Origin of the sequence: Ventrimonas faecis (assembly GCF_040096075.1) — a bacterium.
Taxonomy (GTDB): domain Bacteria; phylum Bacillota; class Clostridia; order Lachnospirales; family Lachnospiraceae; genus Brotaphodocola; species Brotaphodocola faecis.
Window position 1 is genome coordinate 38,967 of the sequence record NZ_JBBMFJ010000013.1, and the last position, 18,685, is coordinate 57,651.

At 51.9% G+C, this 18,685-nt stretch carries 13 protein-coding genes; 5 read left to right on the forward strand and 8 right to left on the reverse strand.

The window, feature by feature from the left end; all coding sequences use genetic code 11:
• The first annotated feature begins 2 nt into the window (after positions 1-2).
• On the forward strand, positions 3-944 hold the full coding sequence (locus tag WMO41_RS07665) for a LysR family transcriptional regulator (RefSeq protein ID WP_349229251.1): 942 nt from the start codon (positions 3-5) through the stop codon (positions 942-944).
• Positions 945-995: 51 nt separating this feature from the next.
• On the opposite strand, the gene WMO41_RS07670 is transcribed toward WMO41_RS07665, so the two are convergent.
• From WMO41_RS07670 to WMO41_RS07680, 3 genes are read right to left on the reverse strand one after another with little or no spacing between them, the layout of a single operon-like run.
• The gene (locus tag WMO41_RS07670) at positions 996-1,355 is read right to left on the reverse strand and encodes a DUF1667 domain-containing protein (protein ID WP_118531625.1); all 360 of its coding nucleotides are present in this window, start codon (positions 1,353-1,355) and stop codon (positions 996-998) included.
• Complete coding sequence (locus WMO41_RS07675) at positions 1,349-2,584, reverse strand: NAD(P)/FAD-dependent oxidoreductase (RefSeq protein WP_349229252.1); 1,236 nt, start codon at positions 2,582-2,584, stop codon at positions 1,349-1,351. The genes WMO41_RS07670 and WMO41_RS07675 overlap by 7 nt, the downstream gene beginning before the upstream one ends.
• Positions 2,581-4,044 carry an NAD(P)/FAD-dependent oxidoreductase gene (locus WMO41_RS07680; RefSeq protein ID WP_349229253.1) on the reverse strand — a complete coding sequence of 488 codons (1,464 nt, stop codon included), beginning with the start codon at positions 4,042-4,044 and terminating at the stop codon, positions 2,581-2,583. The genes WMO41_RS07675 and WMO41_RS07680 overlap by 4 nt, the downstream gene beginning before the upstream one ends.
• 177 nt (positions 4,045-4,221) lie before the next feature.
• On the opposite strand from WMO41_RS07680, the gene WMO41_RS07685 reads away from it, so the two are divergent.
• Positions 4,222-5,124, forward strand: a complete 903-nt coding sequence (locus WMO41_RS07685; protein ID WP_349229254.1) for a LysR family transcriptional regulator — start codon at positions 4,222-4,224, stop codon at positions 5,122-5,124.
• Positions 5,125-5,243: 119 nt separating this feature from the next.
• On the opposite strand, the gene WMO41_RS07690 is transcribed toward WMO41_RS07685, so the two are convergent.
• A complete protein-coding gene (locus WMO41_RS07690; protein WP_118531620.1) occupies positions 5,244-6,584 on the reverse strand; it encodes an enolase C-terminal domain-like protein in 1,341 nt (446 codons plus the stop codon).
• Positions 6,585-6,806: 222 nt separating this feature from the next.
• On the opposite strand from WMO41_RS07690, the gene WMO41_RS07695 reads away from it, so the two are divergent.
• The gene (locus WMO41_RS07695) at positions 6,807-7,727 is read left to right on the forward strand and encodes a LysR family transcriptional regulator (RefSeq protein ID WP_349229255.1); all 921 of its coding nucleotides are present in this window, start codon (positions 6,807-6,809) and stop codon (positions 7,725-7,727) included.
• A 187-nt stretch (positions 7,728-7,914) separates the two neighbouring features.
• Complete coding sequence (locus tag WMO41_RS07700; RefSeq protein ID WP_349229256.1) at positions 7,915-9,297, forward strand: GntP family permease; 1,383 nt, start codon at positions 7,915-7,917, stop codon at positions 9,295-9,297.
• Positions 9,298-9,464: 167 nt separating this feature from the next.
• Here the strand turns inward: WMO41_RS07700 and nagA are convergent, their stop codons facing one another.
• Positions 9,465-10,766: an N-acetylglucosamine-6-phosphate deacetylase gene (nagA, locus tag WMO41_RS07705; protein ID WP_349229257.1), complete on the reverse strand. Its 1,302-nt coding sequence runs from the start codon at positions 10,764-10,766 to the stop codon at positions 9,465-9,467.
• A 152-nt stretch (positions 10,767-10,918) separates the two neighbouring features.
• Here nagA and nagB point away from each other — a divergent pair, with 152 nt between their 5' ends.
• Positions 10,919-11,650, forward strand: a complete 732-nt coding sequence (nagB, locus tag WMO41_RS07710; protein ID WP_349229258.1) for a glucosamine-6-phosphate deaminase — start codon at positions 10,919-10,921, stop codon at positions 11,648-11,650.
• A 536-nt stretch (positions 11,651-12,186) separates the two neighbouring features.
• On the opposite strand, the gene pflA is transcribed toward nagB, so the two are convergent.
• The 3 genes from pflA to WMO41_RS07725 form a co-directional block, all read right to left on the reverse strand.
• Positions 12,187-12,942 carry a pyruvate formate-lyase-activating protein gene (pflA, locus tag WMO41_RS07715; protein WP_349229259.1) on the reverse strand — a complete coding sequence of 252 codons (756 nt, stop codon included), beginning with the start codon at positions 12,940-12,942 and terminating at the stop codon, positions 12,187-12,189.
• Between the two features lie 275 nt (positions 12,943-13,217).
• On the reverse strand, positions 13,218-15,470 hold the full coding sequence (gene pflB, locus WMO41_RS07720; RefSeq protein WP_349229260.1) for a formate C-acetyltransferase: 2,253 nt from the start codon (positions 15,468-15,470) through the stop codon (positions 13,218-13,220).
• A 389-nt stretch (positions 15,471-15,859) separates the two neighbouring features.
• Positions 15,860-18,583: a cation-translocating P-type ATPase gene (locus WMO41_RS07725; RefSeq protein WP_349229261.1), complete on the reverse strand. Its 2,724-nt coding sequence runs from the start codon at positions 18,581-18,583 to the stop codon at positions 15,860-15,862.
• Positions 18,584-18,685 lie beyond the last annotated feature (102 nt).

Consider the following 18,685-nt stretch of genomic DNA (forward strand, 5'->3'; position numbering starts at 1 on the left):
TTTTGGATGTCAAATACTTAAACTATATTCTGGCCATTGCCAACCGGCACAATATGACGAAAGCGGCAGAAGACTTGTTTGTCTCTCAGTCCTCCCTGAGCCAGTATCTTTCCAGGCTGGAGCAGGAACTCGGCACACCTCTTTTTATCCGGTCCAAAGGTGAGTTGAGCCTGACGCCTGCCGGTGTGCTGTATGTAGAAGCTGCCCAGAAGGTCGTTAAGATCCAGAAGGATCTGTATCAGAACATTGCGGCACTGAGCCAGAAAGGCCGTATCCGTGTCGGAGTCACTTCCAACTGGGGACTTCGCATGCTGACTGAGATCATCCCGTTATTCCGGGAACAGTATCCGGGAATCATCATTGAAATTACAGAAACCAGTCTGCCGGCCTTCAAAAAGGCACTGACTGAAGGCACTCTGGATGTTGGCCTGGCCTCTGACGTAAGCACTGTTCCCTACGGCAGCCTTGTGCAGGTACTTCGCGAGGAAGAAGTATTCCTTGCCATATCCATGTTTCACCCGTATGCGCTGACGCATCCGTCCGGAACTCCGATCACCGCTGAGGAAGTAAAAGCAAACTTTACAGGAGACAACCTTTTATTATCCAAAAAGGGGGCCTCCCTGCGCATGATCGGCGACCAGTTTTTCGATGCCTGCGGATTTGAGCCTGTTGCTGTGTGTGAGACCAACAACATTTCCGCCACACGCAGTATGGTCGCCCAGAATGCCGGTGTCGCATTTATATCCGAGTCCTGCTCTGTCAACCGCAACCACATTGCCTACTACCCTCTCTCCCCAGCCATGAAGCGCTTAAATCTGGTGGTACGCCAGAAGGACTGGGTGTTAAACGAGCCGGAACAGGCCTTTATGGATCAAATCTTAAATTATTTCAAACAGAACACCGAACACCCTTATCTGGCGGAGAAATATTCTATTTCTTTCTGACAGCGAAAGGAGCCGCTTTCGCGGCTCCTTTCGACAAAGCTTTCTCTTCTGTTATTCTGCTTCCACCGTTCTGGTCACAATGACATTGCTTCCCAGTCCCAGCACATTTTCAATCACGACCTCACCCTCATGAACCGGCGCGGTGCGTTTCACTTTTCGGATCTCATTCATAACGTCAAAGATCTTAGCCTTCGGGATCGGCGCACTCAGGCGGACGCTGGCCAGCGGCATCTCACCGCCCTCCACCAGAATGGAGGTTGCGATGTTCCGCATCGGGTTTACCAGCTCCTGCTCTACATATTCATGGCCGCGTTTGCACTTGTTTCCGGTGATGGAATACGGCGCTTCGCTGCCCTCCGCGGTAATCTCACAGCCCTGCGGGCACATAATACAGGTAAAGGTTCTTAACATACCACTCTCACCTCCAGGTTATCCTTCTCATTCAGTTCTTCCGGCTTTAAGGCGATCTGGATCATCTCTGCCGGGAGAGCCTTCGGAAACTTCTTCTGTTTTACCAGGTGGTCACCCTGCCACAGCTCTACGGTACAGTTTCTCACCGGTTTTCTCATACGGAAGGACACCGTTACATTTCCGGTACCGCTGAAGCGGGCTGGGGTCAGCTGTCCTACCATACCGTCTCCTGTGATGGCAAGGCCGCAATCCGGAAGCGCTCCGTCTTTGATGTAGCGGGCTGCTCCGTCTGCCAGCTCCTCTGCCTCCATGGAAACAAAGTCTACCAGGTCATGTACGTGAAGCACGTTTCCTGCCGCGAATACGCCGGGAACGGTGGTCTGGAAGTTTTCATCTACAGACGCGCCCTTGGTTCCATCATCCTGCTTCGCGCCTGCCATCCAGGTCAGCTCATTTTCCGGAATCAGGCCCACGGAAAGGATCAGGGTGTCACACGGATATTCCTTCTCGGTTCCCGGGATCGGCTGCAGCCTGTCATCCACCTCAGAGATGACTACACTCTCGAGACGGTCCACGCCGCGAATCTCCGTTACGGAATGGCTTAAATGCAGCGGAATCTGATAATCATTCAAGCACTGTTCAATGTTTCGCGGCAGTCCGCTGGCATATGGCTGAATCTCAAACACACCCAGCACCTTCGCCCCCTCCAGGGTCATACGTCTTGCCATGATCATGCCGATATCACCGGATCCAAGGATCACGACATTCTTTCCCGGCATGCGGTTCTTTAAATTAATATAAGCCTGAGCCACACCGGCAGTGTACACACCGGCCGGACGGGTTCCCGGAGTGCTGATGGCTCCGCGGGTACGCTCCCGGCAGCCCATAGCCAGAATCACAGCCTTTGCCTGGATCTCCAGCAGTCCCTCCGGAGATGCCGCAAACACCTGCTTGTCCGGTGTCAGCTCCAGCACGGTGGTATCTGTCATATACGGAATACCCAGTTCCTTCACCTGCTCTGCAAAACGTGAAGCATACTCCGGTCCGCTTAAGGTCTCACCAAAACGGGTCAGGCCAAAACCATCATGAATGCACTGGCGCAGGATTCCGCCCAGTCCCTTTTCTCTCTCCAGGATCAGAATATCATGAATACCCTTTTTCCAGAGCTCCAGCGCAGCCGCCAGTCCGGCCGGGCCGCCGCCAATAATTACAACATCTACATTTTTCATTTTACGTCCCTGACCTTTCCTGTGAAAATATAAGAATCCCGTTTGGAGTACCGTACCTCTTCCGGCGCAAGGTGCTTCTCCTGCTCGATCATCTCGGTAATGCGGGTCTCGCAGTAGCCGCCCTGGCAGCGTCCCATGGTGGCGCGGGTACGGTTCTTGATGCCGGTCACGGTGCAGACGCCCAGCGGATTGCGGATAGCATCCAGGATCTCGGCCTTAGTCACGGTCTCGCAGCGGCATACCACCTCACCGTACAGCGGATTTTCTTTGATGGCCGCCATCTGCTCCTCATGGCTCATCTCATGGAAGCGTTTCTTTACCGGACGCACCGGATCAAAGGCTTCATTCTTCTGCGGATGCTCCTCTTTCACTAATAATGCCACAGCACGGCGTGCCAGCGGCAGGGCGCAGGTCACACCCGGAGACTCAATGCCGACCAGGTTTACGGTATGCGGATGCGCACCATCGGACTCTAACAGGAAATCCAGGATTTCTCCGGTTTCCGGATTATAGCGTTTCCAGCGGATGCCTGCAAAGTTCCGGATAAAGTACTCACGTTTCATCTGCTTAAACATCTTGCTGCCGTCACGGAACAGACCATCCATATGCTCCTTGGTTACAACATAATCCTCGCGGTCTTCTGTTACATAGGAATCCGGTCCTACCAGCACATTACCGTCCACAGTCGGGGTTGCATGGGTGGAGAAACCGCCCTTATCATTCGGAGCCGGGTAAACCGGGATGGAAAGGAACTTTCCTGCCTTTTTATCCAGCACATAGTACTCACCCTTAAAGCCCTTTACCGGGTAGTTCGGGTAGCCGAGCATCTCGGAAATCTCCGATGCATACATACCGGCACAGTTGATGACCCATTTTGTCTCAAAGGTATCCTGCTCCGTCTTTACTACCCAGACATCCTTCGCCTCATCCCGGGTAATGCCGGTCACTCTCTGTCCAAAGTGGAACCTGACGCCATTCTGGCAGGCATTCTCTGCAAGACCGATGGTGTACTGCATCGGATCCAGAATGCCGGAGGATGGCACATACATGGCAAACTCACCGCCTGCATTCGGATCAATGCGGTTGATCTCATCTTTGTCGATCATGCGCATGCCCTTGACACCGTTCTGCTCGCCAATGGCCTTGTATTTTAAAATGTTTTCCCGGTCATGGTCGGTAAAACCAACTACCAGCTTTCCGGTACGCTTAAACGGAACGCCAAGCTCCTTTGCCACCTGGTCAAACTCCTGGTTTCCCTCTACGGCGCACTCTGCCTTTAAGCTTCCCGGTTTATAAGTAAATCCGGCGTGGAGCATGCCGGTATTGCGGCTGCTGTTTCCGCATGCCACATCCAGCTCCTTCTCCAGCACCGCAGTCTTCAACTGGTAACGGGATAATTCCCGCGCCACGGCCGATCCGACAACGCCGGCGCCGATCACGATCACATCATAGGACATCATTTTGACCCATCCTCCTCATTTCTCCTGTGAAACTTGTCTTATTGATAATCACATTGTATAATAGCTCTGGACGTCAGTCAAATTTATATAAATAATATTTATGTTAGTTTTTCTAACATTCATTTCAAAGCACGATTCCGGTATTACATATTATTTTTATGTCAGGAGGATTTTCGGTTGGATACCAGACAAATGGAATATATCATACAGATCAGTGAAGAACGCAGCATTACCAAAGCTGCAGAGAAACTTTTTATCACCCAGTCTGCCTTAAACCAACAGCTGCAGAAGCTGGAAAAGGAGCTGGGGCTCCCGCTCTTTGTGCGGACCCGCTCCGACTGGCATCTGACTCCGGCGGGCGAAATTTATGTAAATACAGCAAGACAGATCCTGAATCTGAAAAAGGATGCCTACAGCCAGATCCAGGATTTAAAAGAAAGCGGGAACCGGCGTATCAGCCTGGGACTCATTCCGGAGCGCGGCGTCAATATGTTCACTGCCATCTACCCGGAATTTCATAAAAAATTTCCGGATATCCGGATCGAGCCGGTGGAGTGCAACGTCCGGACCATGCAGAATCTCATCACGCGCAATGAGCTGGATCTTGGGCTTATCACACTGGTGGAATCCCAGAAGGACGACAACACCTATCTTTCCATGGCAGAGGAAGAAATTTTTCTTGCTGTTCCCGCCTCCCATCCGCTGGCTTATCTTGGAAGTACACAGGCCGAGGATGCGCCCGAGATCAGCCTGTCCCGTTTTCTGGAGGATCCGTTTATCCTGATCACCCGCCGGTCCACCATGTTCCAGCTGGAGGAGGCTCTCTTTCGCGAAGCGGGATTCCAGCCCCAGGTCCTCTTTTCCACCAGCAGCAATGTCAGTAAGTACCGCATGGTCCTGGCTGAGGTAGGCTGTGCCCTGCTGCCGCGGATTTTTGCAAAGACAGCTCCGGGGGTTGTCTATTTCCGGCTGGAAGGACAGCCTCGCTGGGAAGTGACCATGTGCTGCCGGAAAGGAGCCTATCTGAGTCATGCAGAGCAGTATTTTCTGGAGCTGTGCCGGGAGTATTGGAGAAAATGACACGCTCCCGCCGCTTGGCTGACATATCATTTCTGATACTTTTATATATACAACTGCAAAAAAGCCATCTTCCAACAATCGTCGGAAGATGGCTTCTTTATTTATTATGAAATATTCAATTACCGAACCATGCACGGTTTCTTGTTATCGAAGGTCCAGCCCGGGATCAGGTACTGCATACCAACAGCGTCGTTACGAGCGCCCTTGCCGTAGCACTTATCCATGTAAAGCTGATGAGCCTTCATGATCTGGTCACGGTCAACCTCTACACCAAGACCCGGCTTCTTCGGCAGCTCGATGCATCCGCCTACGATCTGCATCGGCTCTTTGGTCAGGCGCTCACGGCCCTCCTGCCAGATCCAGTGGGTATCGATACCGTTCATCTTGCCCGGGATTGCAGCTGCACACTGTACAACCATAGCCAGGGAGATATCGAAGTGGTTATTGGAATGGCAGCCCCACATCAGACCGAAGTCGTTGCACAGCTGGCCTACACGTACGGAACCTTCCATGGTCCAGAAGTGCGGATCTGCTAACGGGATATCTACGCTCTGCAGAGCGATTGCATGGCACATCTGACGCCAGTCAGTGTTGATCATGTTGGTAGCGGTCGGCATCATAGTTGCTTTTCTGAACTCAGCCATAACCTCACGGCCGGAGAAACCATCCTCTGCGCCACACGGATCCTCACAGTATGCCAGAACCTTCTTTAAGTCCGGAGCAACTTCCAGAGCCTCTTTTAAGCTCCAGCAGCCGTTCGGGTCAAGGTCTACACGTGCGTTCGGGAATGCTTCCTTGATTGCGGTAACAGCCTTTACCTCTTCCTGAGGAGCTAAAACGCCGCCCTTTAACTTGAAGTCTTCAAAGCCGTATTTCTCGTTGGTAGCCTTTGCCAGTGCCACGATTGCTTCCGGAGTCATAGCCTCCTCGTGACGCAGACGGTACCAGTCGCACTCTGCATCCGGCTCTTCCTCGTACTCAAGATCGGTTTTCTTGCGGTCTCCAACATAGAAAAGATAGGACAGGAAACGAACCTTATCTCTCTGGATTCCGTCGCCCATCAGAGCTGCAGCCGGAACGTTTAAGAACTTACCAAGCAGGTCAAGAAGCGGAGCCTCTACTGCGGTAACTACATGTACGCCTACACGCAGGTCGAAGGTCTGAAGACCACGCTTGTCATCTTTGATGTTAGCGGACAGCCATGCGCGGATCTTGTTTAAGGTCTGCTTGTAATCACCGATGCTGGAACCGATTACGAGATCTTTGATCTGCTCTAATGCAGCAGTGATCTTCTCACCGCCCGGAACCTCACCGATACCCTCGTTACCGGTGCTGTCGGTCAGGATCACGATGTTACGGGTGAAGTACGGAGCGTGCGCACCACTTAAGTTCAGCTCCATGCAGTCATGTCCTGCAACCGGGAAAACTTCCATCTTGGTAATTGTAGGAATTGCGTTCATTTGAATACCCTCCTTGAATAATATATAAATGATATTTTGAAGTTCTTTGTATCTCTTACTGATGCTATCATAGCACCTTCATGCAAATAAGTAAAATTAATAGTTTTTATATTTCTCTTAATAATTTTTCTTGTTTATTTTCTGTTTAGAAACTGTTATAATCAAATGTGCTTTATTTATAGAAGAAACACATACTGCCGCATTTGTTCATGGGAGGTTTGCATGGATACCAAACAAATCGAATACATATTAAAAATCGCAGAGGAGAACAACATCACCAAGGCTGCGGAAAAACTGTTCATCACCCAGTCTGCCTTAAACCAGCAGCTTTTAAAGCTGGAAAAAGAGCTGGGCACACCTCTGTTCCACCGATCACGCACCAACTGGCGCCTGACGGAAGCCGGGGAAATTTATATTGAAGGTGCAAAAGCTGCTCTTCAGATTAAAAATACCACATACAACAGAATCTACGATGTTGTCAGTGCCCGCAAAGGCCATCTGACTATCGGCCTGACACCGGGACGGGGACTTCGCATGTTCACTGCCATTTACCCGGAGCTGCACCGCAGCTTTCCGAACCTGGATGTGCGCCCTATCGAGATGCGGGTCCGGGCCCAGCAGGATGCCATTGCAAAAGGGGAGATTGATGTGGGTCTTATGACCCTCGCACAAAGGGATCAGACCAGCGATACCTACTATCCGTTAAAGCGGGAGGAACTGGTACTGATCATCCCAACCGGGCATCCGCTGGCAGAAAAAGCCGCACCTTCCGGCGAACCACTGGCAACCCTGGACCTGGCCGAGCTGCGCTATGAACCCTTTGTGCTGATGGACAAGACCTCCACCCTGCGTTCCTCCTGCGATCTGCTGTTTGAAAAAGCCGGTTTTGTCCCCAATATTCTGTTTGAAACCAACAATACCAGCGGTATTGCCGCCATGGTGCAGTCTACGCTGTGCTGCGGCATCATTCCACGCTATTATACGCTGGGACTCACCGAGGGCGTTGCCTGCTTTTCCCTGCCGGAACGCCCTTCCTGGGAAATTGTCATTTCCTGCCAGAAAAATGGTTACTTAAACTCCGGTGCACGGGAATTCATTCGGCTCGCACGGGAATACTGGGAAAATTCAGCGCCATTATTTTAAGAAGAAATATTAATTATTTTAAGAGTTGGCTAAGTACAGTTAATTTTACTTATGTATTATTTTTCGTTATAATGCCTCTTGTCATAATTTTATCACTTCGTTCGCAGCCTTGCAACAGAAGCTTTGCGAATGCATCCCCCATATTTGATGCATACGAAGTGAACACATTACAGAAAGAGGTATGAATATGTCACATGAAACCCAGATGCTGCTTGGCCTGTTCTTAGGCATCGCGATCATGATTTTCCTGGTTATGAAGACCAAGACCCACACCTTCATCGCGCTGCTGCTTGCTGCACTGATCACAGGTCTGATCGGCAAAATGTCCCCGTCTGATGCCATTACCGCAATCCAGGATGGCTTCGGAAACACCTTAAAAAGTACCGGTATCATCATCGGCCTCGGCGTTATGATGGGCGGTATCCTCGAAAAAACCGGCGCTGCAGAGCGTATGGCCTACTCCTTCATCAAGAAAATCGGAAGCGGTAAAGAGGAGCTTGCCCTTGGTATCACCGGATGGCTGGTTTCCATCCCGGTTTTCGCGGATTCCGCAATCGTAATTTTCGCGCCGTTATGTAAGGCAATGTCCCGCGTAACCGGTAAATCCGTTATCGCTCTGGCTCTGGCTCTGGCCTGCGGCCTGCAGTGTACCCACGTAATGGTTCCGCCGACTCCGGGTCCGTTAACTGCAGCCGGAATGATGGGCGTAGATGTTGGTCAGATGATCATCGCAGGTGCCCTGATGTCTGTTCCGATCCTCATTGCGGCTCTGCTGTATGCACACTGGGTCGGCAAAAAGATCTACCAGATCCCGCGTGAGGATGGTACTTACGACCGCAAGGAGTTCAAAAAAGAGTACTTAAAATCCATGGATCAGTTAGATGAGATCATGGGCAGCAAACAGCTTCCGGGCCTGGGCGAATCCCTTGCTCCGATCCTGATCCCGCTGGTACTCATCCTGAGCAAGACCGTTTGCGATTTCGTAGGCGTTGACAAAGAAAGCTTCATCTACAGCATCATTACCCTGGTAGGTTCCCCGATCGTAGCACTTGCTCTTGGTACCACCATTGCTGTTTACGGCATCGGTAAAGATATCCCGAAGGATAAGCTGATGAACATCATGGGTGACAGCATCAAGGATACCGGTATGATCATGCTGATCACCGGTGCAGGCGGCGCTCTTGGAAACATCATCAAAGTCAGCGGAATCGGCGATGTACTCGGTGCTACCGTAGTTTCCTGGCCGATCCCGGCTATCCTGATTCCGGTTCTGATCGGTGCCCTGATGCGTCTGGCTCTTGGTTCCGCAACCGTAGCAATCACCACCGCAGCATCCCTGACTGCTCCGCTCATCACAACCCTGGGCTTAAATCCAGTTCTGCTGGCACAGGCTTCCTGTATCGGCGCGATCGCATTCAGCTACTTCAACGACAGTGGCTTCTGGGTATTCAATGGTATGTTCGGCTTAACTGAGATCAAAGACCAGCTCCGCTGTAAGACAGCCGTATCCTTCGTCATGACAGGTGTCGGTATCGTAGAGCTGCTGATCTTAAATATGATCTGGAAATAAACCTTACTTTATAATGAAGCAAAAAAGAACCTCGTCCGATGGAAACATATCCATCAGGCAAGGTTCTTTTTTGTATCTTGTCATTTTCTATTCTTAGTAAGCAGCACGCACCGCAAAGCTTTTCCGTGCTCCGTCCGCCTTAAAGTCTTTCACCCTGTGACGCTCTTTTAAAGAAATGGCAGCTGACCGTCCTTGATCACCATTTTCAGGTCCAGGTCTTCATCCAACAGGACAATATCTGCCTTCTTTCCGGCGGAAATGGAACCATAGGTATCATAAACACCCAGACACCGGGCCGGGTTGGCTGTTGCGCAGGCCACTGCCGTTTCCAGCGGAATCTCCATGACCTTCACTACCGTGCGCATGCAGTCCATCAGATTGGTCACGGAACCGGCCAGCGCACCGCCATCCACCAATGTTGCCCGGTTTCCGTTCACGCTGACATCCAGGCCGCCCAGCGTGTAAGTACCGTCCGGCATTCCGGTGGCCCGCATGCTGTCACTGATCAGGATCATCCGGTCCGCTCCCATCATGGTAAAGGTGGCCCGCACCACTGCCGGATGAATGTGTACGTTGTCACAGATAATCTCAGCCATCACATGTTTGCTGTCTGCCACTGCACCAATAACGCCCGGAGCCCGATGGGTAAAGGCCGGCATGGCATTATACAGATGTACCGCATGGTTCGCCCCGGCAGAGAATGCCGCCATGGCCGTATCATAATCTGCATTGGTATGCGCCAGGGAAATATTCACGGAATCTTTCATTTCCTGAATAAAAGCAACTGCCTCACTGCTCTCCTCCGGCGCAATGCCGATGAATTTCACCAGACCCTCTGATGCTTTCAGGAAACGTTTTGCAATCTCCACATTACAGGGAACAATGTTTTTCTCATCCTGCGCACCCTTCTTGGCCGGACTGATGAAGGGGCCTTCCATATTCAGGCCGAGAAGATCTGCCTCCGGGAGTTCCAATTTTCCTTCTGGCATCCCGTCTGTTTCCTGTTCTGCCCTCTGCACATTTTGGCCTGCTGCCGCATTCATTGCCCTGTGTTCGTCCTGCGCCCGCTTATATGCCGCTGCATTCCGCAATATCTTCTCCAGCTCCTCCACCGGCAGCGTCATGGTAGCCGGAGCAATAGCCGTGACTCCAACTGAAGCCTCATACTGTGCAATCTTTTTCAGCGCCTCCGGCGTTCCATCGCAGACATCTGCCCCCACGCATCCATGGAAATGCAGGTCAATAAGACCCGGAATGGCATAAGCGCCTTCCCCATCCACCACGACCTCTTCCGCTTCTTCGTCCTCCGGGAATCCGTTTCCTGAAGGCTCCGTTTCCGGAGCTTCTGCGGCAGTCTGTCTCTTCTCCCCATCTGCGCGTACCTCTGTGATCCGGTCTCCCAGAACCACGATTTCTCCAGGTACAAATTTCTGTTCTTCTGTGTAAACCTTTACATTTTTAATGATCATGCGTATGCACCCCCTATGGGCGTAGTATAGTTGACTCTGGGCAGAATTACAATAGTTTTTGCTGAACTGTTTTTTCTATTGTATTTCCGCAGAAAACCGATATACTTAAGGTGGAAGGGGTATTTTACAATAATAAGGGGGTATTACTTACTATGAACATCTGCAAAGCAAAAAACTATCAGGACATGAGCCGCAAAGCGGCCAACATCATCTCCGCACAGGTTATCATGAAACCGCACTGTGTATTAGGCCTGGCTACCGGCTCTTCCCCGATCGGCACCTACAAACAGCTTATTGAGTGGTACAACAAGGGCGATCTGGATTTTGCCCGGGTTATGAGCATCAACCTGGATGAATACAAGGGATTAAGCCCGGAAAACCCGCAGAGCTACCGCTATTTTATGAACACCAACCTGTTCGACCATATCAATATTGATAAAGCCCGCACCTTTGTGCCAAACGGTCTGGAACCGGACCCGGAAAAAGCATGTGCGGAATATGAAGAGATCATCCGCAAGTCCGGCGGCATAGACTTACAGCTTCTCGGACTTGGCCGCAACGGCCACATCGGTTTCAACGAACCGGCAGACGCCTTTGCCCGCGAAACCCACTGCGTCAACCTGACCGAAAGCACCATTGATGCCAACAAGCGCTTCTTCGAGTCTGAAGACGATGTTCCGAGACAGGCCTACACCATGGGCATCGGAAGCATCATGAAGGCCAGGAAGATTCTGGTGGTAGTCAGCGGCGAAGACAAAGCCGACGCCTTAAAAGCCACCATCTGCGGACCTATCACTCCGCAGGTACCGGCATCGATCCTGCAGCTGCATAATGATGTCACGATTGTGGCAGATGAAGCGGCCTTAAGTAAAATGGATATCTAAATAACAATTAAATCATGTTCATGAAAGGTCCGAAGCAGGCCGGGGCGGTATCCCGCTGCGCAAAATAGAAGTGCCGTGTTCGGACGATGTGGCTGACAGCCGTTTGCGGATAGTCGGACAAGATGTCCGCCTCCCGAAAACGTCAGTCGCCACATAGCCGGACACATTGCACTTCTATTTATGCTACGCAGGATACCGTCCTGGCCTGCTTCTGCTTTCCTGGCTATTCTACGGTAATAAAAAACACAACCAGAATGGTACTGGTAAAAAGCTGGAAATCATGGCTTTTATCAATACCGTTCTGGCTGATTTTATTTCTCTCGTAGCGGAGCCAATACAGTAGAAGCCGGTTATCCCGGCATTCCGCGGAGCAAAATATGGGTATACGTGTCCGGCTATGCAGCGACTGGTGTTTGAGGAAGGCGGACATCTTGTCCGACTATCCGCAAACAGCTGTCAGCTGCATCGTCCGAACACAATACCCATATTTTGCGCAGCGGTATGCCGGGATTACCGGCTTCGGACCTATATTGGTTTTAATCCGCTTTCCTGATCCCCAGAATCTTCTCCGCCCGCTCCACTTCTTCTTTTGTCGGAGCCGGTACGCCCTCCAGCGTATACGGGATTCCCAGGTTCTGCCACTTAAACAGTCCCAGACTGTGATACGGCAGTATTTCTACCTTTTTCACGGTCTTTAACTCGTCAAGCATACTGCGCATGGCCTTAAGATCATCTTCCTGATCGGTGAGCCCAGGTACCAGCACATGGCGGATCCACATATCTTTTCCGGTGTCGGAAAGATACCTTGCCAGATCCAGAATGTTGTCATTCGCAACACCCGTCAATTCTTTATGGCGCACGCCGTCCATCTCTTTGAAATCCAGCATGACCAGATCCGTCAGCTCCATTAATTTCCGGAACTTACCAAAGAACGGCTCTTCCCTGGTGAAGGGATTGCCTGCGGTATCCAGTGTGGTGTGAATGCCTTTTGCCTTTGCCAGTGCAAAGAACTCCAGCAGGAAATCGATCTGCAGAAGCGGCTCGCCTCCGCTGACGGTAATACCGCCATTGTTCTTCCAGTAGGTGCGGTAGCGGTAAACCCGGTTAAACAGATCCTTCGCGCTCCACTCCTCGCCGCCAGACATGCTCCAGGTCTCCGGATTGTGGCAGTAACGGCAGCGCATGCGGCAGCCCTGCAAAAATACAACGGTGCGGACGCCCGGTCCGTCTACCAGACCAAAGGTTTCCAGGGAATGCACGTGACCCACCAGTGCTTTTTTCTCGGTATCCATGAACTCAACCTCCTGATTTTCTATATCTCTTCGTTAAACAATGTTTCTTTTCCGTTTTATTTTGAAATCTGATCTCCAGGAATTACCCTGAAAATCAGAAAACACTCCGGTCTGGAGCCAAGGAAAACGTTCCATGACTCCGCCGGAGTGTCTTTCCATATCATTCAGGAAACACGCCGGTGACGCGTTTTCTGTCTGCTGCGGATCCACTCCATAAAACAGTTTCTGCTTTTTGCAGCGAATCCATTCAGCTGTATCGGACGTTTGTCCGTAAATTACATGGCAGCGTGGCAGGTTCTGGAGATTACATCCATCTGCTGCTCTCTGGTTAAGTCGATGAACTTAACTGCATAACCGGATACACGGATGGTGAAGTTTGCGTACTCCTCTTTCTCCGGATGCTCCATAGCATCGATCAGCTTCTCGGTACCAAATACGTTTACGTTTAAGTGGTGAGCGCCCTGATCGAAGTATCCGTCCATAACCTGTACCAGGTTGTCAATACGCTCCTGAGCGTCGTGGCCCAGTGCATCCGGGTTGATGGTCTGGGTATTGGAGATACCATCCAGAGCCCACTCGTACGGAAGCTTTGCAACAGAGTTCAGGGAAGCCAGAAGACCGCTCTTCTCTGCGCCGTAGGATGGGTTTGCACCAGGAGATAACGGCTCGCCTGCTCTTCTTCCGTCTGGCATGTTACCGGTTGCCTTACCATATACAACGTTAGAGGTAATGGTCAGGATAGAGGTAGTAGCCTCGGAATTTCTGTAGGTGTGGCGTTTCTTTAACTTCTCAAGGAAGGTCTTTAACAGCCATACAGCGATGTCATCTGCACGGTCATCATCGTTACCGTAACGCGGGAAGTCACCCTCGGTCTCGAAGTCCATGATCATGCCTTCCTCATCACGGATAGCCTTTACCTTAGCGTACTTGATTGCGCTTAAGGAGTCAACTACGTGAGAGAAACCAGCAATACCGGTTGCGAAGGTACGGCGAACGTCGGTATCGATCAGAGCCATCTCAGCTGCCTCATAGAAGTATTTATCATGCATGTACTGGATCAGGTTTAAGGTATTTACATACAGACCTGCCAGCCAGTCCATCATAACATCGTATTTCTTAATAACCTCATCGTAGTCAAGATACTCGGAGGTGATCGGTCTTAACTCCGGACCAACCTGCTCTCTGCTCTTCATGTCGCGGCCGCCGTTCATAGCGTACAGCAGGCACTTAGCCAGGTTTGCGCGTGCGCCGAAGAACTGCATCTCTTTACCAGTCTGGGTAGCAGATACGCAGCAGCAGATGGAGTAGTCATCGCCCCATACCGGCTTCATCACGTCATCGTTCTCGTACTGAACAGAGCTGGTGTTGATGGAGATGTGCGCTGCATACTTCTTGAAGTTCATCGGCAGAGCGGAGGAGTACAGAACAGTCATGTTCGGCTCCGGGCTCGGTCCCATGTTCTCTAAAGTGTGCAGGAAACGATAGTCGGTCTTGGTTACCATAGAACGGCCATCTACGCCGATACCGCCGACTTCCAGGGTAGCCCATACTGGGTCACCGGAGAACAGCTGGTTGTAAGACGGGATTCTTGCGAACTTCACCATACGGAATTTCATTACCAGATGGTCGATCAGCTCCTGTGCCTCAGCCTCGGTAAGGGTACCGTTCTCAAGGTCACGCTCAATGTAAATATCAAGGAAGGTAGAGATACGGCCAACGCTCATTGCAGCACCGTTCTGGGTTTTAACTGCGGACAGATATCCGAAGTACAGCCACTGAACAGCCTCTTTTGCGGTCTTAGCCGGCTGGGAAATATCGTAGCCGTAAGACTGAGCCATAACCTTCATATCCTTCAGAGCCTTGATCTGCATGGACAGCTCTTCTCTCTGGCGGATGATGTCGTCGGTCATGGTGCCATCGCCACAGTTAGCGAAATCATTCTGCTTCTCCTGGATCAGGAAATCGATACCGTACAGAGCAACACGACGGTAGTCGCCTACGATACGTCCACGGCCGTAGGTATCCGGAAGACCGGTAATGATCTTGTTGTGACGAGCCTTCTTCATCTCAGGAGTGTAAGCATCAAATACGCCCTGATTGTGGGTGCGGCAGTACTCGGTGAAGATCTTGTGAAGCTCCGGATCCGGCTCATAACCGTAGTTCTGGCAAGCCTGCTCAGCCATCTTGATACCGCCATACGGCATGAAAGCTCTCTTTAACGGCTTGTCGGTCTGAAGACCAACGATCTGCTCTAAGTCCTTATCAGCCTCGCTGATGTAGCCCGGGCCATGGGAAGTGATACCGGAAACGATGTGGGTATCCATATCCAGAACGCCACCTTTTGCGCGCTCCTCTTTCTGCAGACCCTGCAGGATTCCCCACAGTTTGTCGGTAGCCTCAGTCGGGCCAGCCAGGAAAGACTCATCGCCGTCATACGGCTTGTAGTTATGCTGGATAAAGTCACGGGTGTTTACTTCCTCTTTCCAGAGGCGGCCGTCAAATCCATTCCACTGATCAAAGTTAGTCATTTGGTGTTTTCCTCCTTAAAATTGTACTGTGTTTTGAATACTGTATACATGCGTGCCAGAAAAAAATATAACCTCTCAAATATTTTGCCATCTGATTAGTTACATCGTCTGTCCGTCATCTGCCGCTGTCTGTTTTGGGGGATCAGCAGCTTCTCTGTATACATCAATACCGTCATGTTTTGTTAAAATCATAACGATTCATTCTATAGCAGGCCATTCATCTGACCTGCATATAGAATATCATATTTTTTCTAAATTGCAAGCGGTATATTTGCGTTTTTTTCTCAATATATTCCGGGTATCTGTTTTTATACAATCAGCCTTTTTGTTAGGTTGAATGACTATTTTTTTGCCAAATGTATCCCTTCTTTAGTTAAAATATTATCTTCCTATGCGGCCGCTTCTCCCAGCATCTTCACTGCCTGAATCAGCAGCGTTGGCACAAACGCGCAGACCAGCACCGTTGCCAGCTGCCGTGCGCTCAGATCTGCCACCGCAAACAGCACCTGAAGCCCAGGCAAAAACAGCACTGCCGCCAGGAGCAGTGTTCCCGTTTCAAATGCCATCACGCTCCACATATTGCTCCGGATTCCAAGGTTTAAAAGCGAATGGCCGCTCCGGCAGTTAAATCCGTGAAACAGCCGGGCCAGAGTCAGGGCGGAAAATGCCATGGTGCTGGCTGTCCCGGCTCCTCCAGTATCCATTCCCACGTGATAGGCCGTCATCGTACACACCGCGATCAGCATTCCCTGCACCACAATCCGGAACAAAAACGCGGCCGTCAGAATTCCCTCCTTGGGATCCCGCGGCGGCTGGTCTAAAAGTCCCTCCTCCTGCGGCTCCATGCCAATGGCAATGGCCGGCAGCGAATCCGTCAGCAGATTAATGAACAAAAGATGCACCGGCGCAAAGGGCATCGGCAGAGCCAGAAGAGACGTGTACAGCACGCACAGAATACCGGCCATATTGCCGGACAACAGAAACTGCACTGCATTGCGGATGTTCCGGTACACATTCCGGCCATTGGCCACCGCCTTGATCATGGTGGCAAAATTGTCATCCGTCAGGATCATGGAGGCCGCATCCTTGGATACCTCGGTTCCCATGATTCCCATGGCAACCCCTATGTCCGCTTTTTTCAGGGCCGGCGCGTCATTCACGCCGTCCCCCGTCATGGCGACAATCCTTCCCTGCCGCTGCCAGGCCTCCACAATGCGGATTTTATGCTCCGGTGAGACCCGCGCGTAAACCGAGATGGAGGCCAGCTTTCTATCCAGCTCCCCGTCTGTCATCCGCTCCAGCTCCTGCCCGGTTACGGTCAGGTCCCCCGGCTCCAGAATGCCGGTTTTTTCTGCTACTGCCAGAGCCGTAACCGGATGATCTCCCGTGATCATAACCGGACGGATGCCCGCTTTTTTCGCCATCAGTACCGCCGGTTTTGATTCCGGCCTCGGCGGATCCAGCATGGCTGCCATCCCCAGAAAAATGCAGGAATCCTCCATTTCCACACTGCAGGCCTGCATCTGCTCCAGGGGCCGGTACGCCACCGCCAGCACCCGAAGTCCGCCGGCTGCCCAACGCTCATTCTGCTGCCGGATCTGTTTTTTCTGTTCCGGCGACAGGGACCTTATCCCGCTCTTTGTAAGGATCTGGTCTGTCCGTTCCATAAGAATATCCGGAGCGCCTTTGGTAAACAGGACACAGCTTCCATCGCAGCGGTGCAGCGTACTCATCCGCTTTCTCCCGGAATCAAAAGGAAGCTCCCCCAGGCGCGGCATCTCCCGGCGCAGCGCCTCCGGTGAAACATCGGCCCGCAGTGCCATGGCCAGAAGTGCTGCTTCTGTCGGATCCCCCGTGCAGGTCTCCCCCTGTACCACCGCGTCATTATCCAGAACCGCCCCATATAAAAAATACCGCTGGACCGGATCATACAGTCGCAATTGTCCGGGCTGCAAAACCCTTCCATCCACCAGTACCTGTTCCACCGTCATGCGATTCTGGGTCAGGGTTCCGGTCTTATCGGAGCAGATCACCGACACGCAGCCCAGGCTCTCCACCGCTTTCAGATCCTTGATGATGGCGTGTTCCCGAGCCATCTGCTGCGTTCCCATGGCCTGCACAATGGTCACAATGGAGCCAAGCGCCTCCGGAATGGCCGCCACCGCCAGCGCCACCGCAAACATCAGAGATTCCAGAATGCCGGTTCCCCGGTACAGGCTCAGCCCGAAGACCAGCGCGCAGATTCCAAGAATCAGTGCCGCCAGATGCGTGCTGAACTGATCCAGGCTCACCTGCAGCGGCGTTTTCTTCTCCTTTGCCGTGTTCATAAGCCGGGCAATCTTTCCAAGTTCCGTCTCCATGCCGGTGGCCGTCACCACAAACACACCGCGGCCGCCCGTCACCAGTGAACCGGCAAAGACCATGTTGTACTGGTCCCCCAACGGAATTCCTGCCGGTTCTTCCCCTCCTGCCACGCCATCTCGTTCCCGAGGCTTTCTCCCCGCCATTTTTGCAATTTCCATGCCAGCCTTTTCCGTCCTGTTTTCTCCAACCGCACGGTTCCTCGGTCCGGTGCCAATCACTCCCGCCCGTTTTTCCACCGGAAGCGATTCTCCGGTCAGCGAGCTTTCATTCACCTGCAGATTGTAGCATTCCAGCAGACGGCCATCTGCCGCCACCAGACTCCCCGCATCCAGCAGCACAATATCTCCCGGCACTACCTTCGCCGCCGGAATTTCCTGACTTTTTCCATCCCGCAGCACCTGCGCGGCCGGCGCGGACAGTTTCTTCAGGCTTTCCAGAGACTTTCTTGCCTTCTCATGCTGAATCGTTCCCAATACCGCATTCATGGTGATTACCGCAAAAATAACAGCCGCACTCTCCCCGCTGCCGGAAAGAACGGAAATGGCAGCCGCCGCAATCAAAATCAGCACCAGAAGATCCTGAAACTGTTCCAGAAACACCTGCCAGAGCTTTTTTCCGGCATGTTCCTGCAGCACATTTTCCCCAAACTGGCCACACCGCATCCTGGCCTGACCAGACGAAAGTCCGCCGTGACTGCTCTCCATCCCGCGCAGGGTTTCCTCTGCCGTCATCTGATACCATGTTTTCATTCTGCCACCGCGCTCCCGGAAATTTTCAGGTTCCGCGCGTTCCCCCCATGCCCGAAACCATTCTGCTCTATCATATGCAAAAGCCCGGTCATTCAGTACTTA

Coding starts and splice junctions, on each gene's coding strand:
- WMO41_RS07690 (WP_118531620.1), bottom strand. CDS start 6,584: ATGAACGCAATTCCTACAATTACCAAGATGGAAGTTTTCCCGGTTGCA.
- WMO41_RS07725 (WP_349229261.1), bottom strand. CDS start 18,583: ATGAAAACATGGTATCAGATGACGGCAGAGGAAACCCTGCGCGGGATG.
- WMO41_RS07680 (WP_349229253.1), bottom strand. CDS start 4,044: ATGATGTCCTATGATGTGATCGTGATCGGCGCCGGCGTTGTCGGATCG.
- WMO41_RS07670 (WP_118531625.1), bottom strand. CDS start 1,355: ATGTTAAGAACCTTTACCTGTATTATGTGCCCGCAGGGCTGTGAGATT.
- WMO41_RS07695 (WP_349229255.1), top strand. CDS start 6,807: ATGGATACCAAACAAATCGAATACATATTAAAAATCGCAGAGGAGAAC.
- pflB (WP_349229260.1), bottom strand. CDS start 15,470: ATGACTAACTTTGATCAGTGGAATGGATTTGACGGCCGCCTCTGGAAA.
- nagB (WP_349229258.1), top strand. CDS start 10,919: ATGAACATCTGCAAAGCAAAAAACTATCAGGACATGAGCCGCAAAGCG.
- WMO41_RS07700 (WP_349229256.1), top strand. CDS start 7,915: ATGTCACATGAAACCCAGATGCTGCTTGGCCTGTTCTTAGGCATCGCG.
- pflA (WP_349229259.1), bottom strand. CDS start 12,942: ATGGATACCGAGAAAAAAGCACTGGTGGGTCACGTGCATTCCCTGGAA.
- WMO41_RS07675 (WP_349229252.1), bottom strand. CDS start 2,584: ATGAAAAATGTAGATGTTGTAATTATTGGCGGCGGCCCGGCCGGACTG.
- nagA (WP_349229257.1), bottom strand. CDS start 10,766: ATGATCATTAAAAATGTAAAGGTTTACACAGAAGAACAGAAATTTGTA.